This is a genomic window from Paenibacillus sp. CB74, from assembly GCF_055687625.1.
Genome location: NZ_CM146009.1, coordinates 1,708,192 through 1,730,921 on the forward strand (window position 1 = coordinate 1,708,192; position 22,730 = coordinate 1,730,921).

Annotated in this window: 14 protein-coding genes; 2 read left to right on the plus strand and 12 right to left on the minus strand. The window is 44.2% G+C overall.

Annotated elements, in window-relative coordinates:
* From ACX9NY_RS07740 to ACX9NY_RS07755, 4 genes are all read right to left on the minus strand, one after another.
* Positions 1 to 1,686: an extracellular solute-binding protein gene (locus ACX9NY_RS07740; RefSeq protein ID WP_472477954.1), complete on the minus strand. Its 1,686-nt coding sequence runs from the start codon at positions 1,684 to 1,686 to the stop codon at positions 1 to 3.
* A 46-nt stretch (positions 1,687 to 1,732) separates the two neighbouring features.
* Positions 1,733 to 2,611, minus strand: coding sequence for a carbohydrate ABC transporter permease (locus ACX9NY_RS07745; protein ID WP_472477956.1), 879 nt, complete (start codon positions 2,609 to 2,611; stop codon positions 1,733 to 1,735).
* Positions 2,612 to 2,628: 17 nt separating this feature from the next.
* On the minus strand, positions 2,629 to 3,594 hold the full coding sequence (locus tag ACX9NY_RS07750; RefSeq protein WP_472477958.1) for an ABC transporter permease: 966 nt from the start codon (positions 3,592 to 3,594) through the stop codon (positions 2,629 to 2,631).
* 234 nt (positions 3,595 to 3,828) lie between these two features.
* Positions 3,829 to 6,495 carry an endo-1,4-beta-xylanase gene (locus ACX9NY_RS07755; protein WP_472477960.1) on the minus strand — a complete coding sequence of 889 codons (2,667 nt, stop codon included), beginning with the start codon at positions 6,493 to 6,495 and terminating at the stop codon, positions 3,829 to 3,831.
* Positions 6,496 to 7,006: 511 nt separating this feature from the next.
* Between ACX9NY_RS07755 and ACX9NY_RS07760 the strand changes: the two genes are divergently transcribed.
* Positions 7,007 to 7,591, plus strand: a complete 585-nt coding sequence (locus tag ACX9NY_RS07760) for a TetR/AcrR family transcriptional regulator (RefSeq protein WP_472479238.1) — start codon at positions 7,007 to 7,009, stop codon at positions 7,589 to 7,591.
* An 81-nt stretch (positions 7,592 to 7,672) separates the two neighbouring features.
* Here ACX9NY_RS07760 and ACX9NY_RS07765 read toward each other — a convergent pair whose 3' ends face one another.
* From ACX9NY_RS07765 to ACX9NY_RS07795, 7 genes are all read right to left on the minus strand, one after another.
* Complete coding sequence (locus tag ACX9NY_RS07765) at positions 7,673 to 9,889, minus strand: MMPL family transporter (RefSeq protein ID WP_472477962.1); 2,217 nt, start codon at positions 9,887 to 9,889, stop codon at positions 7,673 to 7,675.
* A 207-nt stretch (positions 9,890 to 10,096) separates the two neighbouring features.
* On the minus strand, positions 10,097 to 10,768 hold the full coding sequence (locus ACX9NY_RS07770) for a response regulator transcription factor (RefSeq protein ID WP_342569990.1): 672 nt from the start codon (positions 10,766 to 10,768) through the stop codon (positions 10,097 to 10,099).
* The gene (locus ACX9NY_RS07775) at positions 10,769 to 11,980 is read right to left on the minus strand and encodes a sensor histidine kinase (RefSeq protein WP_342569988.1); all 1,212 of its coding nucleotides are present in this window, start codon (positions 11,978 to 11,980) and stop codon (positions 10,769 to 10,771) included.
* Positions 11,981 to 12,199: 219 nt separating this feature from the next.
* Complete coding sequence (locus ACX9NY_RS07780; RefSeq protein WP_472479240.1) at positions 12,200 to 12,958, minus strand: SDR family NAD(P)-dependent oxidoreductase; 759 nt, start codon at positions 12,956 to 12,958, stop codon at positions 12,200 to 12,202.
* 320 nt (positions 12,959 to 13,278) lie between these two features.
* On the minus strand, positions 13,279 to 14,511 hold the full coding sequence (locus tag ACX9NY_RS07785; protein ID WP_472477964.1) for a cytochrome P450 family protein: 1,233 nt from the start codon (positions 14,509 to 14,511) through the stop codon (positions 13,279 to 13,281).
* 119 nt (positions 14,512 to 14,630) lie between these two features.
* Positions 14,631 to 16,058 carry an MFS transporter gene (locus ACX9NY_RS07790; protein WP_472477966.1) on the minus strand — a complete coding sequence of 476 codons (1,428 nt, stop codon included), beginning with the start codon at positions 16,056 to 16,058 and terminating at the stop codon, positions 14,631 to 14,633.
* A gap of 230 nt (positions 16,059 to 16,288) precedes the next feature.
* On the minus strand, positions 16,289 to 19,018 hold the full coding sequence (locus tag ACX9NY_RS07795; protein WP_472477968.1) for a glycoside hydrolase family 78 protein: 2,730 nt from the start codon (positions 19,016 to 19,018) through the stop codon (positions 16,289 to 16,291).
* A gap of 152 nt (positions 19,019 to 19,170) precedes the next feature.
* On the opposite strand from ACX9NY_RS07795, the gene ACX9NY_RS07800 reads away from it, so the two are divergent.
* Positions 19,171 to 20,394 (plus strand): helix-turn-helix domain-containing protein, encoded by a 1,224-nt coding sequence (locus tag ACX9NY_RS07800; protein WP_472477970.1) that lies wholly within the window; start codon positions 19,171 to 19,173, stop codon positions 20,392 to 20,394.
* A gap of 37 nt (positions 20,395 to 20,431) precedes the next feature.
* On the opposite strand, the gene ACX9NY_RS07805 is transcribed toward ACX9NY_RS07800, so the two are convergent.
* Positions 20,432 to 22,678 (minus strand): glycoside hydrolase family 3 C-terminal domain-containing protein, encoded by a 2,247-nt coding sequence (locus ACX9NY_RS07805; protein ID WP_472477972.1) that lies wholly within the window; start codon positions 22,676 to 22,678, stop codon positions 20,432 to 20,434.
* Positions 22,679 to 22,730: the final 52 nt, after the last annotated feature.

A 22,730-nucleotide genomic window follows, 5' to 3' on the forward strand; every position in this document is an offset into this window, starting at 1 on the left:
TTATTTTATCGTGTCATACCATGCGTTTACTTCTTCCGTGATCTGTTTACCGCCAGAAGACATGTACTGTTGCACGAATGCATCAAAATCCTCAACAGGTGCTTGGCCATAAATGATTTTATTCAACACTTCCTTTTCCAGCTTGCTCAGCATATCGCCTCGGGAAACTTGTGTTTTCGTGGGAACACCCGTGAACATTTCAGGCATGATGATATCCTTCTGGTCGATGACAATCTTGGCGGCCTTAATCTGTTCAGGGATGCGGTCTGCCAGGTTTTTCTCATACTGAGTGGTTGGTTCTTTCCCACCTGCAAGCTCTGCCAGGGTATTCATCATCAGGTTAGGGATAATCGCGCCGTCAAACGTCAACGTATAACGGATCGCATCAATCCAGCCACCAGGAATTTTATCGCTTTGCAGTTCTTTATAAACGGTTCCGTCTGGAGCGATGTCATAATCATAACCTTTAGCAAATCCGTGCACGAACGTTGTGCTGTCCGGATTAGCCCAGTGATCAAACAAATAGTTCTGATATACAAAGAATGCATCTTTATGTTCCATATCCTTATTAATGAGAACGGCTCCTGTACTTATTGGCGTTCCATGTCGTCCCCTCTTCCCGTCAGGGCCGGCCGGAAGTGGATATGCTTTATACTCGGCATCAGGCACGTTTTTTTGCAGATCCGGGAGCGGCCAGCCTGTCATCCAGTAAGGGCCAACGATTATACCGGACTTGCCTGCAGTAAACGCCTCCGTTGCTTTGGGCTCATCATAAAGCCCCGCTTCCTTATCAATGTATCCTTTTTCCATCCATTCTTTCATTTTCGTCAGTGCGGGTTTCATCTCAGGCTGGATGGAGCCGTAGGCAAGTGAACCGTCTGCGGCTTTGTTCCACTGATTAGGCATCGCTCCAAACATGCCAAAAATCCAGCCGGATTCCGACATCCAGGTGTTCAAGTCATTCTTGAAACCTACAGACAAAGCAATGGTATCCTTCTTGCCGTTGCCATCCGGATCTTGATTGACGAAGGCATCCATGACCGTCTCCAACTCGGCTAAGGTGGTCGGTGCTTTCAGGTTTAACTTCTTGAGCCAATCTTCGCGAATGTACATGACGGGATCATTATTGTAAGCGTTCTCCAGAATGGGAATAGCCATTCGTTTACCATCACGGACATACGGATTCCATACGTTTGGATCTTCCGCCATCGCTTTTTTGTAAACATCGGAGGCATATTTATCAAATAATTCCCCCGCATCCGTGAATTGACCCGATTCGATCAAATCACTGATTAGCGTGGAGTCACCACGGAAAGAGATAATATCCGGCATTTTCTGTCCCGAGGTTAACATGAGACGAAGTTTGGTCTGGTACGCATTATTCTGTTCACTCACCGTCCATAAGTATTTAATATCGATCCCCAGTGTATCGTGAGCCCACTTCGTATGAACGTTATTTTCAATATTTTCCCCATTTTTGAACTTCAAGCTGCTGGTGATCGGAAATACAGTCGAGATGGTAACCGGCTCAACATATTTACCATTTTCAAACGGAGCGGAATAAAATTCATTACTGTCGCTAGGCTTGTTCTCTGATGTCGATGCATTGCTGCACGCTGCGAGCACACCAGATAACATTGTAGCAGCCATCAATATGCGAAGCGGTTTTTGCCATGTTTTAAACATGTTGTCTCCCCCATATCATTCTAAATTGGTTAGATCTGAATCCGTCTTACTCTTTAACAGCACCAAGAACAATCCCTTTAACAAAAAAGCGTTGCAGTAAGGGGTATACAACCAAAATCGGTGCCATGCCAATGAATATCTGAGCGGCCTTGATCGTCCGTTGTGAGATGTTCTCCAGGTCTTCGGGCCGCACGGAAACTTTACTGAAGTCCTGCTGTACGATGATCGTCTGGAGGAAGGTGGCTAATGGATACTTTTCGTGATCCGTCAGGAAAATCAACCCATCGAACCAGGCATTCCAGTGCCCTACCATGGAGAACAAGGAGAGTGTAGCGATGGCTGGCATCGACACGGGCAAAAAGACAGAGATCAATGTTCGAAAGTAACCCGCACCATCGATGAAGGCAGCCTCCTCCAGCTCTTTGGGAACGTTGCGGAAGAAATTCAATAAAAGAATCATGTTCCAGACAGATACCGCTCCGGGAAGAATAAGCACCCACATCGTGTTGAGTAAATTGAGTTTCTGGATAAGAATGTAGAATGGAATTAATCCTCCGCTGAACAACATCGTAAATACAAAATACCAGGTGTAGATGTTACGCCGCTTGAAGCTGCGATTCTCCCGAGATAAAGGGTAGGCCGCTAACGTGACAATAACCATACTCAGGATTGTACCCAGCACAGTTCGCTGTACAGCAATCCATAGGGAACGAAGGAAGTTCTCATTGGCCAATGTTTTCTCATAAGCATCTAGCGTAAATTCTACCGGAAAGAGTCCAACCAGATTCGCATTGGCAGCTGCTTTACCGCTGAAGGAGACCGCGAGAATGTGAATCAACGGGACTATACAGAGTAGTGATAATAAAATTAAGAACGTATAGTTAAACACAGTGAATACTTTGTAAGGCTTCGTTTTGTAATACATGAGGTGAGGTCTCCTTTCTAGAAAATACGGTAGTTCGCAAATTTATACGCTGCACGGTATGCAATCACGATCAACACGAATCCAACCACCGATTTGAAAAGTCCGACTGCAGCCGAGAATCCAAACTTGCCATCGATGAGACCTACCCGATATACAAAGGTGTCGATGATATCACCCTTATCGTAAACGAGCGGGTTATACAGATTGAAAATCTGATCGAATCCTCCGTTCAGGATATTCCCGAGGGACAACGTTCCTACCACGATCATGATGGGAATGAGAGCCGGAATCGTAATGGACCAGGTTTGCTGCCAGCGACTTGCTCCGTCCACCTCAGCTGCCTCGTACAGTGCTGGATTAATGCCTGCCAGCGAGGCAAGAAAGATAATGGCACCGAACCCAAATTCCTTCCAGATATCACTTGTAACAACGACGATTCTAAACCAAGTGCCATCCCCAAGGAAAAAGATCGGTTCAATACCAAACACGGCCCCGAGAAACTGATTGATCATGCCTTTCGTTGCAAGCATGTCCAGCAAAATTCCGCCTAGAATGACCCATGACAGAAAGTGCGGCAGATAAACGAACGTTTGTATACTCTTCTTGAAGGTTTCCTTTCGTACTTCGTTAAGGAGCAAGGCAAAGATCAGCGGTGCAATCAGACCTCCAATCAGTTTCAACCCCGCAATAATCAGGGTGTTCCAGATCACCTGCACATTCTCCGGCATACTGAACAGGAATTGGAAATGCTCAAGTCCAATCCAGGAAGACTTGGCAAACCCGAGCCAGGGCTTGTAATCCTGAAAAGCAATGACCAATCCACCCATCGGTATGTACGCAAATATGAACGTCAGGATAACTGCTGGCAATAACATCAGATCCAGTGCCAGCGTTCGCCTGGAGCCTTTATTGCGTTTGGTACGCCGGGGACTCGGACGAATCACATCGGCTTGGGACGGTGTATTGGCTTTTGCATTACTCATTCGTGTGCTCCCCCTCTTTCTCTATTGGTTTCAGAGACATCAGCCAAGGTTCTGTATGATCTCTGTAGGTTTAAGTATAGATTGGCTTCCTCCAAGTCAACATGATAAAACCATAGCTTCGATAACAAATTGTTAATATGACTTGTCGTTTGCACGAAAAGAACCCTCATACCTATGGATCGTTCTCTCCACAAGTACGAGGGTTCTGACTATACAGTGATACCTAACGAAGATTTAATGTTTGTCTTTTCCTGCAAAAGAGAGAATGCCATACTGGGACGTATTTCTCCAGCTTTCATTCGTTGTATCATTCCACTTCGCTACGTTTTGCTTGCCCTCCCCCTGGTTATCATTAATTTGAAGCTCGAAACCGATCACATCTCCTGCTTTGGGTGTCAGGGACTGCAACTTGATTCTGGCTTCGACCAGATAGCCTTTTTTGGTTTTCTTCACCGCACTTGTGAACCGTCCAGGCGAGGCGCTGCCTGCGAAGGTCCCCACGTTGTCTGCGCTGACTCTGAATTGGGCGTCATCATATTGGAAATACGGTGTGCGCTGGTGATTTTCGTCCAGGAAAATCTCAACCGAATCCTGATCCCATGGATTAATACTATCCGTGATAATGTTTGGGTCTGTAACGTCGATCAGCAGATACAGATACTCATCTGACCACAGCGCACGAGCCACAGCCTCAGCGCCTGGCTCTTTATTCAACCGTTTTATTTCAAAAGGAACGGCCTTATTCCACACCGCCTCTTTATGCCCGTCAATCTGAACTTGAGCTTGCACAGCTTCTACTGATTTTGGCATAGGGTCAAGTTGAATCACGCCGTATTTGCTGGTATCTGTGTCCTGAGATTGTGTGCGGTCGTTCCAATACAGTGCTTGATTCGGTTGCTCTACACCTGCACTGCCGTCCGTCACACGGATATCGAAGCCGATTTCGGAGCCGGAATTCACCTTTACATGACTCCAAGGAATGGACAATTCTACCTGATACCCGCCTTTCGTTTCTTTTACACGAGAAGTACGTACATCCTTACCCTGATATTTGCCTTTACGTGTAATTACAATATGTCGGTCATCTCCTTCGTAGGAGGAGGTCTTGCCATTATTAAAATCAACAAAGATGTCTACGCGGTCATTCTCATCGACTTTCGCATCTTGTACATCGACCAGAAGATAGAGGTTTTTGGGGTCCCATAAGGTACGGAAGCTGGCTGTACCGGATGACTCTCCCTTCAATGATGTAGACACGGCTTTATTCCATAGTGGGTCATGAAGCGTTTTTTTGTTATCGGGTTTACCCGAAAGCGAGATGGCTCTCTGTGTCAAAACAGGCAAGCTGGACTCATCCACAAGTCCCCAGTAAGCTTTTTTGGCTTTCAGTTCTGAATCAAACAACATCGCCTGGTTGTTGTAAGACCTCTCATCCTGAAGTCCCCACAGGGTTACGGAAGAGATCTGATCTTTGTGTTTTTGATACAGATCCATTAATTCCTTGTAGCGATAAGCCTGTTGTACAGCAACTTCAACGGGCATCTCTTCACCAAACGGGATTCCGCTATCTACATCCAGTTCCGTGATCTGAATATCCAGTCCAAGTCCAGCGAACAGGTTGATGGTTTTCTCAATTTCTTCTACGGGCGGGGAAGCCAGATTATAGTGGGACTGCAAGCCCACACCATCGATCAGTCCTTTTTCTTTCAGTCGTTTGACCAACTGAACCATATGCTCTCTTTTCTCAGGGACTTCTGTGAAGTATTCGTTATAATATAGTTTGGCGTCCGGATCGGCTGCACGAGCGAATTCATAGGTTTTTTCAATATAATCCGGTCCGATGAGTTCATAAAAAGGGCTCTTACGTAAACCACTGGCATCACCATTACTATCGGCAATCGCCTCATTTACCACATCCCAGGCATCAATTTTCCCTTTATATCGGGTCATGACGGTTTCAACGTAATCCTTAATCCGGGCAAGTAATAACTCCCGGCTTGCAGGTTTGCCCTGAGCATCTTTCAGCATCCATTCTGCAGCATCAATATGCCACAGCAGCGCATGTCCGCGTACACCCATATGATGTTCCTCGGCGAACTTCACATATTGATCGGCAGCCTCGAATTCATATACTCCTTCGGAGGGCGACATGTATCTCGGTTTCATTTCATAGGTTGCAGTCAGGCTGTTAAAGTGTTTCGACAGCAGTTGTCCATATGCGCCATCCAGCTGCCAGCGATATGCCGCTGCACCAATGGGAAAATCATCTTTATACAAATCTTTCAGAGATAAAATATCTTCTTCAATCTTCGGTTGCTCGGATGGAACAAAGGATACATCATCCACATAGAACGATAACGTATCTACGCTATCCTCAGAGATGTAAGGCGTTTCAATGAATAGTTTCAGCTCAGCAGGGTCATCGCTGTACTGGAATGTTCCAGTGACCTTATGCCAAGTATTCCATTGCGCTTTAGCGATCTCCACGCTGCCGATCGAATTCCAACTTTCGGCATTCGTTTTTTTATACGCGGTGAGCTGCAACGTTTGATCGGTAGCTGGCTCTTGTGTCAGCTTGACATATGCTGTAATTACATATAATTGATTACGCTGAAGCAGCTCTTTCATCGAGAACATGGGTCCATGATAGGAGCGTTCACGATTGGTAACCAACATGCTTGACTTCCCTTCATGTGCTTCCTTTTCTGTTACTGTGAGGTTTTCCGTACCAATCCGTGCAGTCCATCCCTGAAGTGTACCATCTTCAAAATTGGTGCTGAACTGTCCTGCTTCTGTACCTGTGACTTCATTGGCTGCGTGTGAAACATTTGAAAATGGAAGGGTGGTTAAAACGAGCAGTAAAACTAAAAAACCAATATTCCATTGACGTAATTGTTTCATGTGATCCTCCTTTTCATTGATTATCCAATTTCTAGATGATTTAACAAACATCCAGATAAATGGATTATATTTCTTTTGTCATCGCTTACATATAACAAAAATCGAATAATGATAACAAAATGTTATCATCTGCTATGTAGTGCGTCATAAACTATGCTGCATCAGAATGTCTTCCGATCGTTATTACTTAGAAATCGCATCGGTGATATTTCCTCCAGCTTCAAGAACTACGGGTAATTCAACATGATCTTTGTTCTTGTTCTCGTATGTTGCAATAACCATTTTAGTTTGTTCATTTATAATGAAGCCTCCCTCTATAGCTAATCTTGGCTAGTGATCTGATTAGGGTTATTTGAGTATATAACCGTTGCATACCTTACTTCGTTGACAAATAGAATTGCAATTGTTAGCATAACCTGAGTTACAGAGACAGGAGGTTATCCCTATTCAACCCCGAGAACGCCAAGAGAATGAGCGTAGCGAGCTGCGAGAAAAACGTCGTTTAAGCATCATTGAAGCTGCCATTTCTATTTTCACACAGCAAGGATTCGAAAAGGCCACCATGCAGGAAATTGCCAAGGCTGCGAGCCTTGGCGTAGCTACTGTATTCCGCTATTTTCCCAAGAAAGAACATTTGATTGTTGCCGTTGCTTCACATATTGTTCAATCCGAAGTGATTATCTTTGAAAAGATTGTGCATGGAGAAGGAACCTGTTACGAGAAATTAAACGAAATATTCGATGCCCTGATCTTCTTTCAGCAAACAGAGCATCAACAAAACTCCAAGTTGATTGAAGCCTTTGAATGTTACGTGGCGCTTTCCAAAGAGCCTGTAGAGCATATGGAATTATATCAAACGGAATATAACAAAATCATTGGATTATTTACCGAATTGGCAGCGTTGGGAGAACAGGATCGTTCTGTCCGCACCAGTTCAAATTCCGTCAACAACCTACTTACGATGATGAATGTATTCGGAACATTTTCCAAGAAAATGTCCATGCTGGAAGGTATCGATGCATTCAACACTCGTGTAGACCCATCCGAGCAATTCAACTTACTGAAATCTCTTTTTCTAGAGTCTTTGAAACCTTGATTTCAATTCGTATGAACGTTGCAGACAGATTCATGAAATCCGACGGAGAAGGCGCTGCAGTTTGTGCAGCCCCCTCATCCTCTACCTTTTTACAGGTGAGTTCTTCCCAATAATAGGTTGATCAAAACCACTGGTATCTTTATGGTTTTCTCGCATAACCGATTCGCCTTCTACATCGATGTTAGGCAACAAGCGATCAAGCCATGCGGGGATATACCACGCGCTTTTTCCAAGAAGGGTCATTATAGCTGGCACAAGTGTCATACGCACGATGAAAGCATCGACAAGTATGCCGAATGCCAGAGCTAATCCCATGGATTTGATAATGGTATCTTCGGCAAAAATAAAGCTGGCGAACACCGCGATCATAATCAAACCTGCAGCAGTAACGACAGGTCCACTATGCTTTATCCCGCTTTTTACCGATTGTCGTGCATCTCCGGTCTTAGTGAAGTCTTCACGCATTCGGCTGACGAGGAACACCTCGTAGTCCATGGCAAGACCAAACAGAATTCCAGTGACTAGAATGGGAAGGAAACTAAGCACCGGTCCAGGCTCAGGGATACCGAACATACTGGCCAGATAACCATCCTGAATGACCCAAATAATAAAGCCGAGTGTTGAACCTAGTGTAAACAGAAAACCAAGTACAGCCTTAATCGGTACAAGCAAAGATCGGAACACGAGCATGAGTAGTACAAAGGCCAGACCCACAATCAATAAAGCGAACTTAGGTAATGCCTGTTGCAATTTCTCCGAAATATCAATGTTAACCGCAGTCCCTCCTGTAACCATAATCTCGACCTGTTTATTGTTTTGTTGATCGGCTTTTTCACGTATAGTCTCCACCAGTTCAGTCGTTCGAATATCGTGCGGGCCTGTCTCAGGTAATACTGTAATGATGGCTGCATTTCCCGATGGACTCGGTATTGCGGGTGTTGCACTAGAGACATTCGGCAGATCGTTGATGTAAGCCGTCGCTTGAGCGATTGCTGCTTGAGGATCGTCACTATGATTAGCTTTGGCGACAATCACGAGTGGGCCATTGAACCCTTCACCGAATCCCTCAGCCATGAGATCATATCCACGACGCTCAGTCGTTTCAGTCGATTTCAGGCCATTATCGGGCAAGCCAAGTTGCATATGCAGAAAAGGCAAGGTACACATCGTTAAGATTGCAATACATAGAATGGTAGTAAGCCAAGGCTTTCTTGTGACAACTCGACTCCATGCGTTTTCGCTTGTTTTCTCTTTTTTGCTCCCGGACCATTTTCTCAGCCAACGATTTTCGCGGGACGGACTGATGCGGTCTCCTGCTCCAGCCAATATGGCAGGTACGAGAATGATCGCAATGAGGACAGCTACAAATACGCTAATAGCAGCCGCAAGTCCCATCATCGTAATGAAGGGAATTTGTACGACGGATAACCCCACTAGCGCGATAATTACAGTCAGTCCTGCAAATACAACCGAGCCTCCTGCTGTTGCGTTAGCCTGAGCGATCGCTGTTTCTCTGTCATATCCTTCTGCCAACTGCTGACGGTACCGTGACATGATAAATAGTGCATAATCAATACCGACTGCTAAAGCAAGCATGACTGCTAACGTAATGGAGAATGATGACATCGATACGAAATTAGAACCAATAATGACAGTCATTAGACCAATTCCGAGTCCTATGACCGCTGTAAGTATGGGTAGTCCTGCTGCTAGAAACGAAGTAAACGTAAATGCTAGAATCATGAAGGCAATCAGGATACCAATGACTTCGGATATGCCCCCAACTTCTATTTCAGAAAAGGCAACACTGCCTCCTATCTCTGTTTGAATCCCTTCCTTACCGAGCCACTCTGCAATGTTCAACACATGCTCTTTCGAGTGCTCATCCACTTCACTGGCAGGTTTAGAATACGTAATGTCCGCATAACCAATCTTTTTATCCGCACTTAGAGTCATTGACTCAAATGGGCTAGCTACAGATTTGACTGATAAATCCGTCTTTACATCTTTCAGGGCTTGCCGAATGTAATTTTTATTTGCCTCGGAAGTCAATGAATCATTTTTCGCTTTGAAAATGAGCCTGATCTGACCACCGTCATCTGATGATGGAAACTCTGAGTTTAGTACTTTCGCGGCCTGATCCGACTTCGTCCCTGGTATAGTCATTTCACCCGTAAACGAAGTACCCATACCAAGTCCTAAAGATGCAAGCACAATAAGAAGTGTTAGTCCCATCGTAATGACCATTTTCCGTTTTCTCGTTGACCAAACCCCGAGACGATACAACCATTTTGCCATAACTTATTTCTTCCCCTTTCACTTCCACAAAAATCCAAGAGCTATCTAAGGAAATGCTCTGTATCCTCATGTTAACGAAATAAAACCAAAAAAAAATCGTACGAAAGGGCAAGCCTTTCATGTACGATGGGGCATAGAAGGGATATGTCATAACGGGCATACTATTTTTTATCTTTGATTACGAAAGGGTGCCTTACAGTTATAGGTTTACAAGTGTAAGATCCCCTTCTCGACAGCTACTGCAACAGCTTCTGATCGCGAATTCACTCCAAGTTTGTTGTAAATGTTGGTGAGATATGCTTTTACTGTTCTCTCGGCAATACCCATATCAAAAGCAATATCTCTGCTGCGTAAACCACGAGCCACGGCTTGTAAAACGAGTAACTCTCTCTCACTAATCAGAGTTGACTCCTTGTCAATTAATAGTTGTGGCTGTGTTTGGGGTTCTTGAGCAGACTTCGTATGAAACGCAAAGACTCTTGACGTTATTTCAGGTTGAAGTAGTGTTTCTCCACGAATGGCAGAATCCAACGTTCGAAATAATTGTTCTCGGCTCGTATCCTTGAGCAAGTACCCTTTGGCTCCAAGAGAAAGTCCTTCGATCATCAAGTCATCTTCGTTGTAAGTCGTTAGAATAATCACAGGTATACGAATGTGTTGCTCGTTCATACGTTTCAAGGTATCCAAGCCACTTAGTCCCCCCGGCATATTTAAGTCCAGGAGAATGACATCAAGTTTTTTGTCTAACATAATTCGGATAGCTTCTTCTCCTTCCTCAGCCTCTCCGACAATCAGATAGTTTTCACTGGTCTCCAATATTAGTTTAAGTCCTTCACGTACCACCCAATGATCATCTACGATGAGTATGTTATATTTCATTCAGACTTCTCCTTTTTCAAGTGGAACACGAAACAAAATAGTCGTTCCTTGTTTTCCGCTTTCAATCTCAATGTTGCCACCGATCAACCTGGCCCGTTCATTCATCCCGATCAAGCCATAGTGCCCGGATTGTTTTCCGATTCGGTCTACGCTAAAGCCCCTTCCGTTATCTCGTATAATAAGATGGAAATCTTCTTTCTCCATAGCCATGTGAATGATTACGCTCGTTGCCTGAGCATGTCTGGCTATGTTCATTAGCGATTCACTTAAAATGTGCAATACGTGCTCCATGCCTACTTTGGATATGAAACTCGGAGCATTCCCTTCCAAAACGACTTCAATTCCGGTCGCCTGTTGGAAACGTAGCGTCTGTTCCTGTATTGCTTCTCCAAAGGTAATAGCCGGTGTGGCCTTGGTTCGAAGGTCATCAATGGCTTTGCGTGCATCAGCCAATGTTTGGCGTGCTTGGCCCATTGAACTGCGGATAATCTCGTGGGCGCGCGGAAAACTCCCTCGATTCATGTGCTCGTCGACGGCCTCCAGCTGCATTATAATACCGGCGAGTCCTTGAGCCAATGTATCATGCAGATCTCTTGCCATACGTTGTCGCTCGCTTGTTAGCGTCAATTCCTCTACTTTTTGATGAGCCTTCTCCAGCTCATGCAGAAATGTTAATGTTCTAACACGAGCATTAACCTGACGATAGAAAAGCACCGCGTAGGATACCACAACAACGATCATCATTAACAGTAATAGAATTAACAAGGCAACATCTGTACCCGAACGTGTAAACAGGGTTACCGTGCAGAATAACAAATATAATACGAACGCAACTAACACAATTTTTGCCGTCTCATAGTATATGGCAAGGGTCTGTCCAATCAATACGGGAATTAAACCAATCAATACAGCAGGCATACCGTCTGGCATTAACATGGCACTTCCGTAAATCAACCCTGATTGAAGAAGTATGTAGAGTAATTTGGATCGTTGTATAAGTTTGTTTACTTCCCAGTACACCATGGTATGAATTAACATTGCAGCTACAAAGATAATACTGGGTACTAATATAGGGGCTGACATCGTTTGCAGGATCATAGTAGCCATGGCAACAAGCCAAAGCCAGATGATTATGGGAATACGTGAAGACGCAATCGGGTCCGTTTCTTCATTTATTCCGGCCGGATTCGTCTTCTTCCGTACTATTTTCATGGGATCACCTCTTGTATAAGTCATTATAGTCCAAATCACCACCTAAAAGATGTACGATCGTGCATGCCCTTTCGTACATCCCTTTTTATAATGAAAATCGTCCACAAGTTAGACTTATGGACGATAACTTTGAAGAATTATGCGAAACTTGCCAAAAGGGTCCTCCCTCCGGAAAGTTCCTATATTTATAGCAATTCAGAAGGTGAATTGAACCAATGATTAGAGTGTGATTCCACCATCTGCGAGGATGATTGATCCTGTCATATAACTGGAATAATCAGATGCAAGAAACGCAACGATCTGGGCGAGTTCTTCTGGCTCTGCGTAACGCCCAATCCGCATATTCGGAAACTCTTCAGGTACGTAGCCACTCTCCTGTAGCGATTGGGGAACCGCAGCCGTTAATGTTGTAGCTACCCCGCCTGGACAGATGGCATTGATACGAATACCTTTGCGTACATATTCAAGGGCCGCCGCTTTGGTCAAACCTGCAACGGCATGCTTGCTTGCGGTGTATGCAGCCAGACTGTGTTCAGCACGAATAGCCGTAGTGGACGCCGTATTAATGATATGCCCGTATCCCTGTTTATCCATAACCTGCAAGGCATATTTCATGCCTAAAAAGATCCCTTTCACATTCACATCCATGATCCATGTAAATTCTTCCTCGGAGATATCCTGGAAACGTTGGAATTTCTGGAGTATGCCCGCGTTGTTGAATGCCACGTCAATTTTTCCATAGGTTTCTACTGCTTTTTGAATATAGTTTTGAACATCGCTCTCTTTGGATACGTCAGCCTGTACAAAAGTAGCTTCGCTGCCATTTTCGCGAATCAGTGCTAACGTTTCTTTCCCTGTCTGCTCATTGAAATCAACCAGCACAAGCTTCGCTCCCCGAGATCCCATCATTACCGCGCTCGCTCTACCTATTCCACTCCCAGCTCCCGTAACAACGATCACTTTACCTTCCAGAGAAATACCTTCTTTATTTCCTGTCGGTGCAACAGGTTCTGGCTTCTGGGCTGTTGCTTCGAACGCAATGGCTGCAAGTTCCTGCTTCAAAATCTGAAGAGTAGATAAAGGAATATCTACCTGAGGCAATGCGGCTAGTTGATCCAACGTAAAGTTAGTAGCCATCTTGAACGTTGGTTCCTTCACGAATTCCGGCAAATGCTTCTCCAGTACAGCAAACGATTCTGCGTTGTTCAACAATTCACCAATTCGGATATTCTCGTCATAACTCATGAGGTTCATCTCTCCAATATATTGATTAATTTTGGTTAAATCTACTATTTCGATTAGTATACGACCGGAAAAGCTTTGAGTCCCCGGATGATCATTCCTGGCCTCCACTCCAGCAGTGCCGCATCCGTATTTAACCGGATCTCCGGCATTCGTTGAAGTAAAGCGTTGATCGCAATCTCGCCTTCAAGTCTCGCAAGTGGAGCGCCAAGACAATAATGAACTCCTTTACCAAAAGCAATGTGGTCATTAACTTTGCGAGTAATGTCAAACGCATCAGGGTTTTCATATCGACTGGAATCCCGATTCGCTGAGGATAAAGCGACCAGCATCATGTCTCCTTGGCGAATCGGGATTCCTTGAAAATCAACATTTTCCGCAGCCCATCGAACATTGCTAATTTCTGCGGGCCCGTTAAATCGCAGCACTTCCTCAACGGCCGCTTGAATCAGATCCGGTTGATCCATAAGTAGTTGCTTTTGCTGGGGATGTTCCAGCAACGCCAACATGCCATTCCCAATCAGATTCACTGTGGTTTCATGCCCTGCTATGATAAGTACGAACACAAGTGCATATAATTCCTGCTCTGTTAGTTTGTCACCTTCTTCCTCTATACCAATGAGATCGCTGATGAGGTCTTGTTGAATATGATTGCGCCGCTGCGTGATCAGTTCTTGTAAGTAATCTACAAAAGCCTTCATCACTTCATCGCTCTCCTGGTTCATCTGCGGATTGCTGACACTCTCCATAATGGTGTTGGACCAGGCTCTGAATTTGTCTTGGTCCTTCAGCGGAACACCTAACATTTCACAAATAACGATAATGGGCAGCGGGAAAGCATAGTCCTCGATCAAATCAAACTCCCGAGTGTTTCCGGCCTGAATCTTGTCCAGCAATTCATCGCTTATTTCCACAATTCGTCCCCGGAGCCTCTCAATCATGCGGGGAGTAAATGCCTTCTGAATCAAGCGCCGCAGTCGACGATGATCTTCTGGACCAACACTGATCAGATTCCGTGAGATAATCGCCTGATGCGGAGGAAGGGACTCCTCCGTTTCATCGTTCCTGTTATCGAGAACCCCGGTTACAAAGCGACTATCCTGCAAAATGTTGACGGCATTCTCATATCGGGTAACCATCCACGCAGCATGCCCACTTGGCAGTAATAGTCGATGGACAGGCTCTTCGGCACGCAGCTTTTCGTAGACTGGGAAAGGCTGCTGAATGAAAGAATGATCCATGAAATCTACTTTGGACTTGGAACGACCTTGATTTTCATTGGTAAACATCACATCACTCCTTAAAATGATAGTATTAATATCACTACAATATAAAGACTATCATATTTAACGATTCACTTTCAAATAGGTTCATTTAATCCCAGTAATACGCGATAACTTGCATCTTCCTAAGGATTTAAGCGTTCTTCCAGTTCTTTTACAATTTGAGGATACTTCTCATCCAAATCGTACTTGCGCAAGCAGAGATACGTAAGTACGAAGATCACCAAAGGAAGATATACCGTCAGAACCAGGATGCTGGTAATCGCTGAATCCGCCTGTGTTATTAACGCTCCATCGTAATTGCCCAAGGCAAGAATCCAGCCGATCATCGCGGCAGCCAGGCCCATACCAATTTTAACGCCAAAGCTGTTTGCGCTATTGACCATCCCAACTAATCGTTTACCTGTCTTCCATTCACCGTATTCCACGGTGTTGTTCACCAACACCCCGCCTACAGCCATCATTGGAATGGTTGCCAGTGTCGCGATACCGCCAAGTACTATAGCTGCAATAAAGTTATATGGCATGAAGCAACGAATAAGTGATGAAACGATCCCAAGAATCATGCCTATCCGTGCAGTTCTGGTAAGTCCGAATTTCTTGATCATGGGTCCCACCATAACAAATCCCAAAAAAACCGGGACTAATCCAACTGCCCCCATGATTCCGATCAGGTTCTCATTCCCGAGAATATACTTGGTGTAATAGATTCCTGTTGAACCATTAAGTGTATATAGCATGTTGATTAATAACTGAGCAAACAGCATGATGACCCAGTATTTGTTCTGGAATAAGAGCTTGATGCTTTCCCAGAAGGGAATGTTATCGCTTTCAACAATACTTATGCCAGCATTATTTTCTTTGGATGCTAAGAAGGTCAGGATCAAGGAAATGAAAGATACAATACCCAGAACAACCGCAACGATAATCCATGCTTTTTGATCCCCACCGAGCATATTGGTTAATGGAATTAATGCGATAGCGATAATCATTCCGATAATATATCCAAAGATGGTTCGGGTAAGGCCCATTTTACCGCGTTCTTCTACACTTCTGGTACGGATCGCCATCAAGCTTCCGAAAGGGATCGCAATTCCCGTATACACAATGGCTGAAGCAAACGCTACTGTAGCTAAAGCATAGAAGGTTTTTACCGTTGATGATGCCTCGGCGGGCACTGTGAACAGTAATATGATAGATGCCAGGGTTGGTAGAGCCATCCATAGAATCCAAGGTCTGGCCTTTCCGTATTTGGATTTTGTCGCATCAACGATTCTACCCATCAGCAAGTCTGCTATTGCATTGATAAATTTGGTGATGAGCATAATCGTACCCACTGTGGCAGCTGCAATCCCTACCTTATCTGTATAAAAATAAGTTAACATCCCAATCAGTCCGTTGATGGAGTTTAAGGCAACTTGCGCTGCTCCGTCGCCTAAGTAATGGTAAGGGCGCATTGTTTTCTGGATTCCTTGGACATCAAGGCCCAATGCCCTGGACTTCTTACTTCCCTTTACAACTGGTGGATTAAGGATTTCCCGCTCTGCTTTCATTGCTGTTCCCCCTTATTTCATTCGCTTCATGGTACCGCTTTCAAACATTATTTTAGTCCTCCGCAAAACATAAATATGGTAACTTCATTTTTTTTTTAGTAATTTTATGTTGGGACTTCGCTTTTTTTATGCGCTATAATTTCGGTATGCAAAAACGAATTTCCGTAATACAAAATGGCGCTGCTCGTTTCCAGCAGCGCCTTCTATATTCTATCCTTTCCCCTTCACACCTAGGAGGCATTGAGCATTTGAATGACTCTTCTAAATAACTGTTCAGTCTCCGGCGGAGTATTGGCCAGCATTTCGCTTACAGATAAATCATAAGCATATTGGATCATTGGGTGATCCAGCATACCGGGAGCGTGCTCGTTTAACATTCGAACTGCTGTGGGTTCTTCCACAATCTCTTTAAGTGTCGAATCCAACGTAAACCGTTCTCTTTCGAGACTGGTTTGCGTCGCATATTCGAAGCTGTAAGATCCGGAACCAACCTCCACAGGCACAGGTTTCTCAGGCAGTACAATAATGGCTGTTGTATTTGCTGGTATCGTTACATTTACAATAATGTTACCCGCCCTGCATGACCAAGAGCTTTTTATCTCTCCGTATACCGAATCAAAAGCAGCATCTACCGAACTGATTCCTCGGATGAATTGAGGTTTTATTAGAATCTTCTTATAACCTGCTTCAAGTGAATTAATTCCTGCGAGTTTTCTGTACATCCATTCACCAATAGATCCATAGGCGTAATGATTCAAGGAATTCATACCTGATGTATCGAAATCACCATTAGGCAGAATAGAATTCCACCGTTCCCATATCGTGGTAGCCCCTTTTTTTACGGCGTACAACCAAGATGGGAAATCCTCTTTCAGAAACAAGGTACCAGCAAGGTCATGCAGGTCATTGTCTGATAAGGCATGACACAGATATGGAGTACCAACAAATCCTGTCGTGAGATGGTTTTTATGTCTTGCAATATTGCTCTCAAGCGTCTTGCGGATTTGCTTCTTGTACCTTTCCTCGGCAAGGTTGAAGTGTAGCGCTAACACGCAGGCCGTTTGAGTTTCGCTGACCAGTCTGCCAGTTGAAGAGATATATTCTGCATTGAAAGCCTGTTTGATCTGGCTATGCAATTCTTCGTAACGGACGGCATCTTCGGTTATGTCCAGAAGCTTGGCTGTCTTTGCAACCAGTTCGGTCGAATATGCATAATAAGCGTTTGCTACCAGATAAACATCTGTAGCTCCTGTTCTATCGTTACTAATCTCCTCTTTGTCTAACCCTAACCAGTCCCCATATTGATAACCAGTCTGCCATAATCCATTGGTTCCACAACGTGCAGTAATATAATCGATCCACCCCTTCATGCTGTCGTATTGTTCTCGCAGCAATCGAAGATCTCCATAGGTTTGGTACATGACCCAAGGGACAATAACAGCGGCATCGCTCCAGGCAGCGGCACCTTCCTGATTTCCAAGAATGTTAGGAATGACATGGGGAACCCCATATTCCTCCGTCTGTTCAGAGGCAAGGTCGCGCAGCCATTTCTTGAAGAAGGAAGCAACATTCATATTGAAGGCAGCGGTCCCGGCAAATACTTGTGCATCTCCTGTCCACCCTAGACGCTCGTCTCTTTGAGGGCAATCCGTCGGTATATCCAAAAAGTTACCTCTTTGGCTCCACTGAATGTTGCTTTGCAACTGGTTCACCATCGCATTGGAGGTCACGAAACGGCCTGTTTCCTCCAGACTTGAATGCAGCACGCAAGCTGTGAATTGATCGAGCTGGATCTCATCTACCCCTTCTATGGCGATATACCGAAATCCATGGAAAGTGAAATGAGGGCTGAAAATTTGATCATTACCATTACAGATCAATCGATCAATCGACACTGCCTGCCTTAACGTATCCGGATAGAAATTTCCCTCCTTATCAAGAACCTCCGCATGCCGTATGGTTATCGTTTGACCTTTCCGCCCTTTGGTTCGAAGCTCTACAAACCCAGTAAGGATTTGCCCGAAATCAATGACACATTCTCCTTTAGGGGTTGTAATCAACTGAAGGGCAGGAAGCCTTTTTGTGATTTTGACAGGTTCACTTTCCTGAGCGACAAGGCGATTTTTATCGAAAGAAGCCGTTTCCACATGGAAGGACTGACTTTCATGAAAACAAGAATCATAAGTCTCGCCCATGTAAATTTCACTTGAACGGATGGGTCCGGTAGTCACCTGCCAGGTTTTGTCGGTTGCAATGATCTCTTTTGTTCCATCCGTATAGACAATGTGGATTTCCGCGAGTGCAGCAACTCTATCTCCGTAATGGTTGGGAGTACAAGTAAAACCAAATATGCCTTTATACCAGCCATTCCCCACCGTAATCTCTATTTTATTCTGGCTCTCCAGCATCCCGTCCAAACGGTAAGTCTGATACTGCAATCGCTCGTTGTAATTCGTCCATCCAGGTGCAAAGTAGTCTTCTCCTACTCTTGTCCCATTGATCGCAATTTCATAAACACCGAGGGAAGTGGTATAGATTCGGGCTTGCTGAATTTCCTTTTCGACAGAGAATTTTTTGTAGAAAACGGGTGGAGCACTTTCTTCGCTCGGGAATGGATGTGTAATCCACTCTGCCTGAAAGTTGCTGCCGTTCAGCAACCCGGTCTCAAAATGTCCTTCCATAACTGCGTGATTACCTTGGTTATCCCAAACTTCGACTTGAACCTGATACAAAGTCGAGGCCTGTAAACGAGGACCAGCATATTCCACTAAAACGGAGACGTCTTCATCCCTCTTTCCAGAATCCCAGATTTTCTGCAAATCTTGTGTGACACTTATTCGGTAAGCGGATTGCATTACGTCCTGTTCAGTAGAAACTAATTTCCATGAGAATCTTGGGTTCACTGTGTCCAGTCCAATCGGATTAAGCATGTATTCAATCCGGAAATCTTTTAATTCCATGAGATGACCACCCTTCAACATAGATCTCACACACCTAAATGTTAACGCTTACTAAAATATCATAAAGAATTTTCCTCATACAATATGGTAATATCATTGTAATTTTATAATTTTGATGTGATAAAATGATTGAAAAAAGGAGCAAACACAAAATGGATCTAAAACGTCAATGTAAACTTATTGCAGAACTTTTTGATATGTCCATCTTCTTTGTAAGCTCCACCGGAGAGGTTCAATTCGAACTGATGGGTAATCGAATACTTAATCCGCTGTATAAAAATGATAAACAATTCTTTTTTTCAGTGTTGGGGTTTGATCCATCCGTGTGTAAAGAAGATCCTTCAATTGTAAGAACGATGTTTTTTGAGAACTACATTTTAATTCGTATTGGTAACGAACTGAACGATGAAGGAACCATCATTTTAGGACCTTGCCTTCCATTTAGCTTGAGTGAACATAAAATAAATGGGCTCATTAATGACACACATCTCTTTGCCAACCGGGAACAAGTATTTCATTATTATCAATCTGTTCCTGTGATACCTCATGAGAGGCTAATCAACATCACGATCTTGGTTAATCAAATGTTTAATCACGAATTGATCGAAGCTGAGGATGTAGTACAGGACTATTTGCGCGGTATTCATATCAAGGAAAAAGAAATACAAGGTTCCATAAATTCTTCAAAAGGCTATGATGAGACGCTCCATCACAACCCGCTAAATGAAAAGAAATTGTTAACGATCGTTAAGGAAGGTAAATTGGATATGCTCAAACACTTTACACAACTTGGTCATGAAAATACAGGGGTCCTGTCCAAATCAAGTCATATCCGTTCTAAAAAGAATCTTGGCATCATCGGTATAGCACTTGCAGCCAGAGCAGCCATTGACGGGGGGCTTTATTCGGAGATTGCTTTTTCGGTAAGTGATATTTACATACAGCGCCTCGAGGATCTACGGACCGATAAAGAAATCGATCAATGTTGCTTGGAAGCATTTTTTTCGTTAACCGAGAAAGTCTCTCAGGTTAAAGAATCGCAGCATTCTAAAATCGTAACACTTTGCAAAAATTATATATATAACCACCGTTATTCCAAAATTACACACGAAGAAATTGCTGAACATGCCGGTATTAGCCCAAACTATCTATCTGTACTATTTAAAAAAGAAGTTGGGATTCCCGTGAATGAATATATTCAACAGATCAAAATTGAGGAAGCTAAACATATGATTCAATTTACCATCACTCCACTTTCTGAAATCGGGTCCTTTTTGAGTTTTACGGATCAGAGTTATTTCACCAAAATCTTCAAAAAACACACAGGTAGAACCCCGAAGCAGTATCAACAAACGCATCATATGATACAGGAATAAGCCCGACTATGAGGGCTTATTCTAATTATTCATGCATTCAACGGTTAACAGCGGATAAGATAGTCTGTAGTGTTTCTTCTGTGAACTGACCGCCGCTCATAAGTGCTGCATTGTGCAATGTGGTACCCATAACTAATTCCTGCATTCCTTCACCCAGTCCTGCTTCATTCCCGTCATATTGCCCCATCGCACCCATAATTTCAGCTCCAACGGGATGTTGCAGTAACTCTCCGAACGTGGAATGTCTGGTAATTGGTTTCGTAATCATTACGCTCGATTCTACCTCGATCGTTTCAACGAGTTCAATCTCTCTTGAAGATTTTCCGACCATAATGTCGAATTTACCTGTCTCCACATGCCAATCTTTCAGCTTAATATCGTAGTAAGCAAAGGCTCTTTTGTCCAGTTCAAAATGTACGGTAGTCTCTTCACCAGGCTGAAGTGAAACTTTGGTATACCCCTTCAATTCCTGAAGTGGCCGTGGCACCGTTGATTCCACATCACGTACATATAACTGAACGGCCTCTTTTCCCGCTCTTTCACCCGTGTTTTTAATTTTTGCAGTAACCGTTACACTGCTGGTATCTTTGATCTGTTTATGACTAACCTGTAGATCACTATATTCAAATTGGGTGTAGCTCAACCCGAAGCCAAATGGAAACAAAGGCTCCACATCTCTTGTATCGTAATGACGGTAACCTGTAAAAATACCTTCTCGATATTCGGCAGTCTCGCCGTCTCCGGGGAAATTCAAGTACGACGGATTGTGAATCAGCTTTTTAGGGAATGTCTCAGCCAGTTTTCCGCTTGGATTTACGCTTCCAAAGAGAATATCAACGATTGCACCGCCCAAAGCCTGTCCTCCAAGGTATGCCTCCAATACAGCCTTAACTTTATTCAGCCAAGGCATTTCAATAGGCCCTCCGTTGCTCAATACAACAACAATATTCTCTTGAACCTCCGCGACTGCTTCAATTAAAGTTCTGTGACTTTCCGGCAATTGAAGGTGTTTCCGGTCGAAACCTTCGGACTCATAACGTTCAGGCAGCCCGGCAAATATCACTGCAACCCGTGCATTCTTTGCGGCAGCTACTGCTTCTTGAATGAGTTCTTCGTTTACAACATCTTCGTCTAATCTATAACCGGCGGCATACGAGATGCTTGCACTGTCAGTGGCTGTTTTAAGGATTTCTTCATAGATGTTATCCAGCTTCGTCGGCATAATGTGTGAACTACCACCGCCCTGGTAGCGTGGTTGTTGCGCAAATGCTCCGATAACCGCGATGGAATCTTCAGTTTTTAGAGGGAGAATGTTCTCTTCATTCTTAAGCAGGACCATACATTCACTTGCAATCTTTCTGGCCAACTGGTGCTGTGCCTCTACATCAACCGATACTGACTTCCTCAGGCTATCTACAGCTTTGGATACAAGTGACAACAATCTCTCAACAGACTGATCCAGCACCTCTTCGCTCAGCTCTCCCGATTGAACAGCCTCAATAATTTTCTTGCATCCTATTCCGTTGCTGGAAGGCATCTCAAGGTCCAGACCGGCAGCTAGTCCCTGATCCCGTTCATTGACAGCCCCCCAATCCGACACCACTACGCCTGCAAATCCCCATTCTTCCCGAAGAATCTCAGTCAATAACCGGCTGTTTTCGGAACAAAAATCACCATTTACTCTGTTATAAGCGGCCATGACAGTCCATGGCTCACCCTCTTTCACTGCATATTCAAAGCTAGCCAGGTAGATTTCCCTTAGAGTCCGTTCATCCACCACCGCATCGACAGACATACGCTTATATTCCTGGTTATTTACAGCGAAATGTTTGATGGAAGTACCCACGCCTTGGCTTTGTACGCCTTGAATATAGCTGGCTGCCAAAGTTCCCGATAAATAAGGATCTTCAGAATAATATTCAAAATTTCGGCCGCACAGCGGGGAACGCTTGATATTCACACCTGGCCCCAAAACAATCGAAATATCCGCTGCCACTGCTTCTTGTCCGATTGCTTTCCCCATCGTATCGGCAAGTTCACGATTCCATGATGAGGCAACTCCGCTTCCGGATGGGAAGCAGGTAGCCGGTATACTTTTGTTTAAGCCTAAGTGGTCTGCGCTCCCCTCTTGTTTTCTAAGTCCGTGAGGGCCATCTGTCATCATAATAGAGGGAACCCCAAGGCGGTCGATGGATATGGTGTTCCAGAAATCTTTACCTGAGCAGAGTTCTGCTTTTTCTTCCAATGTCATTTGACTGATGATTTCTTTCAAATTAGGATTCATTCGCTCTCCTCCGTTGGTAAACGTTAATAATGTAATCGGTTACTTCATAAGA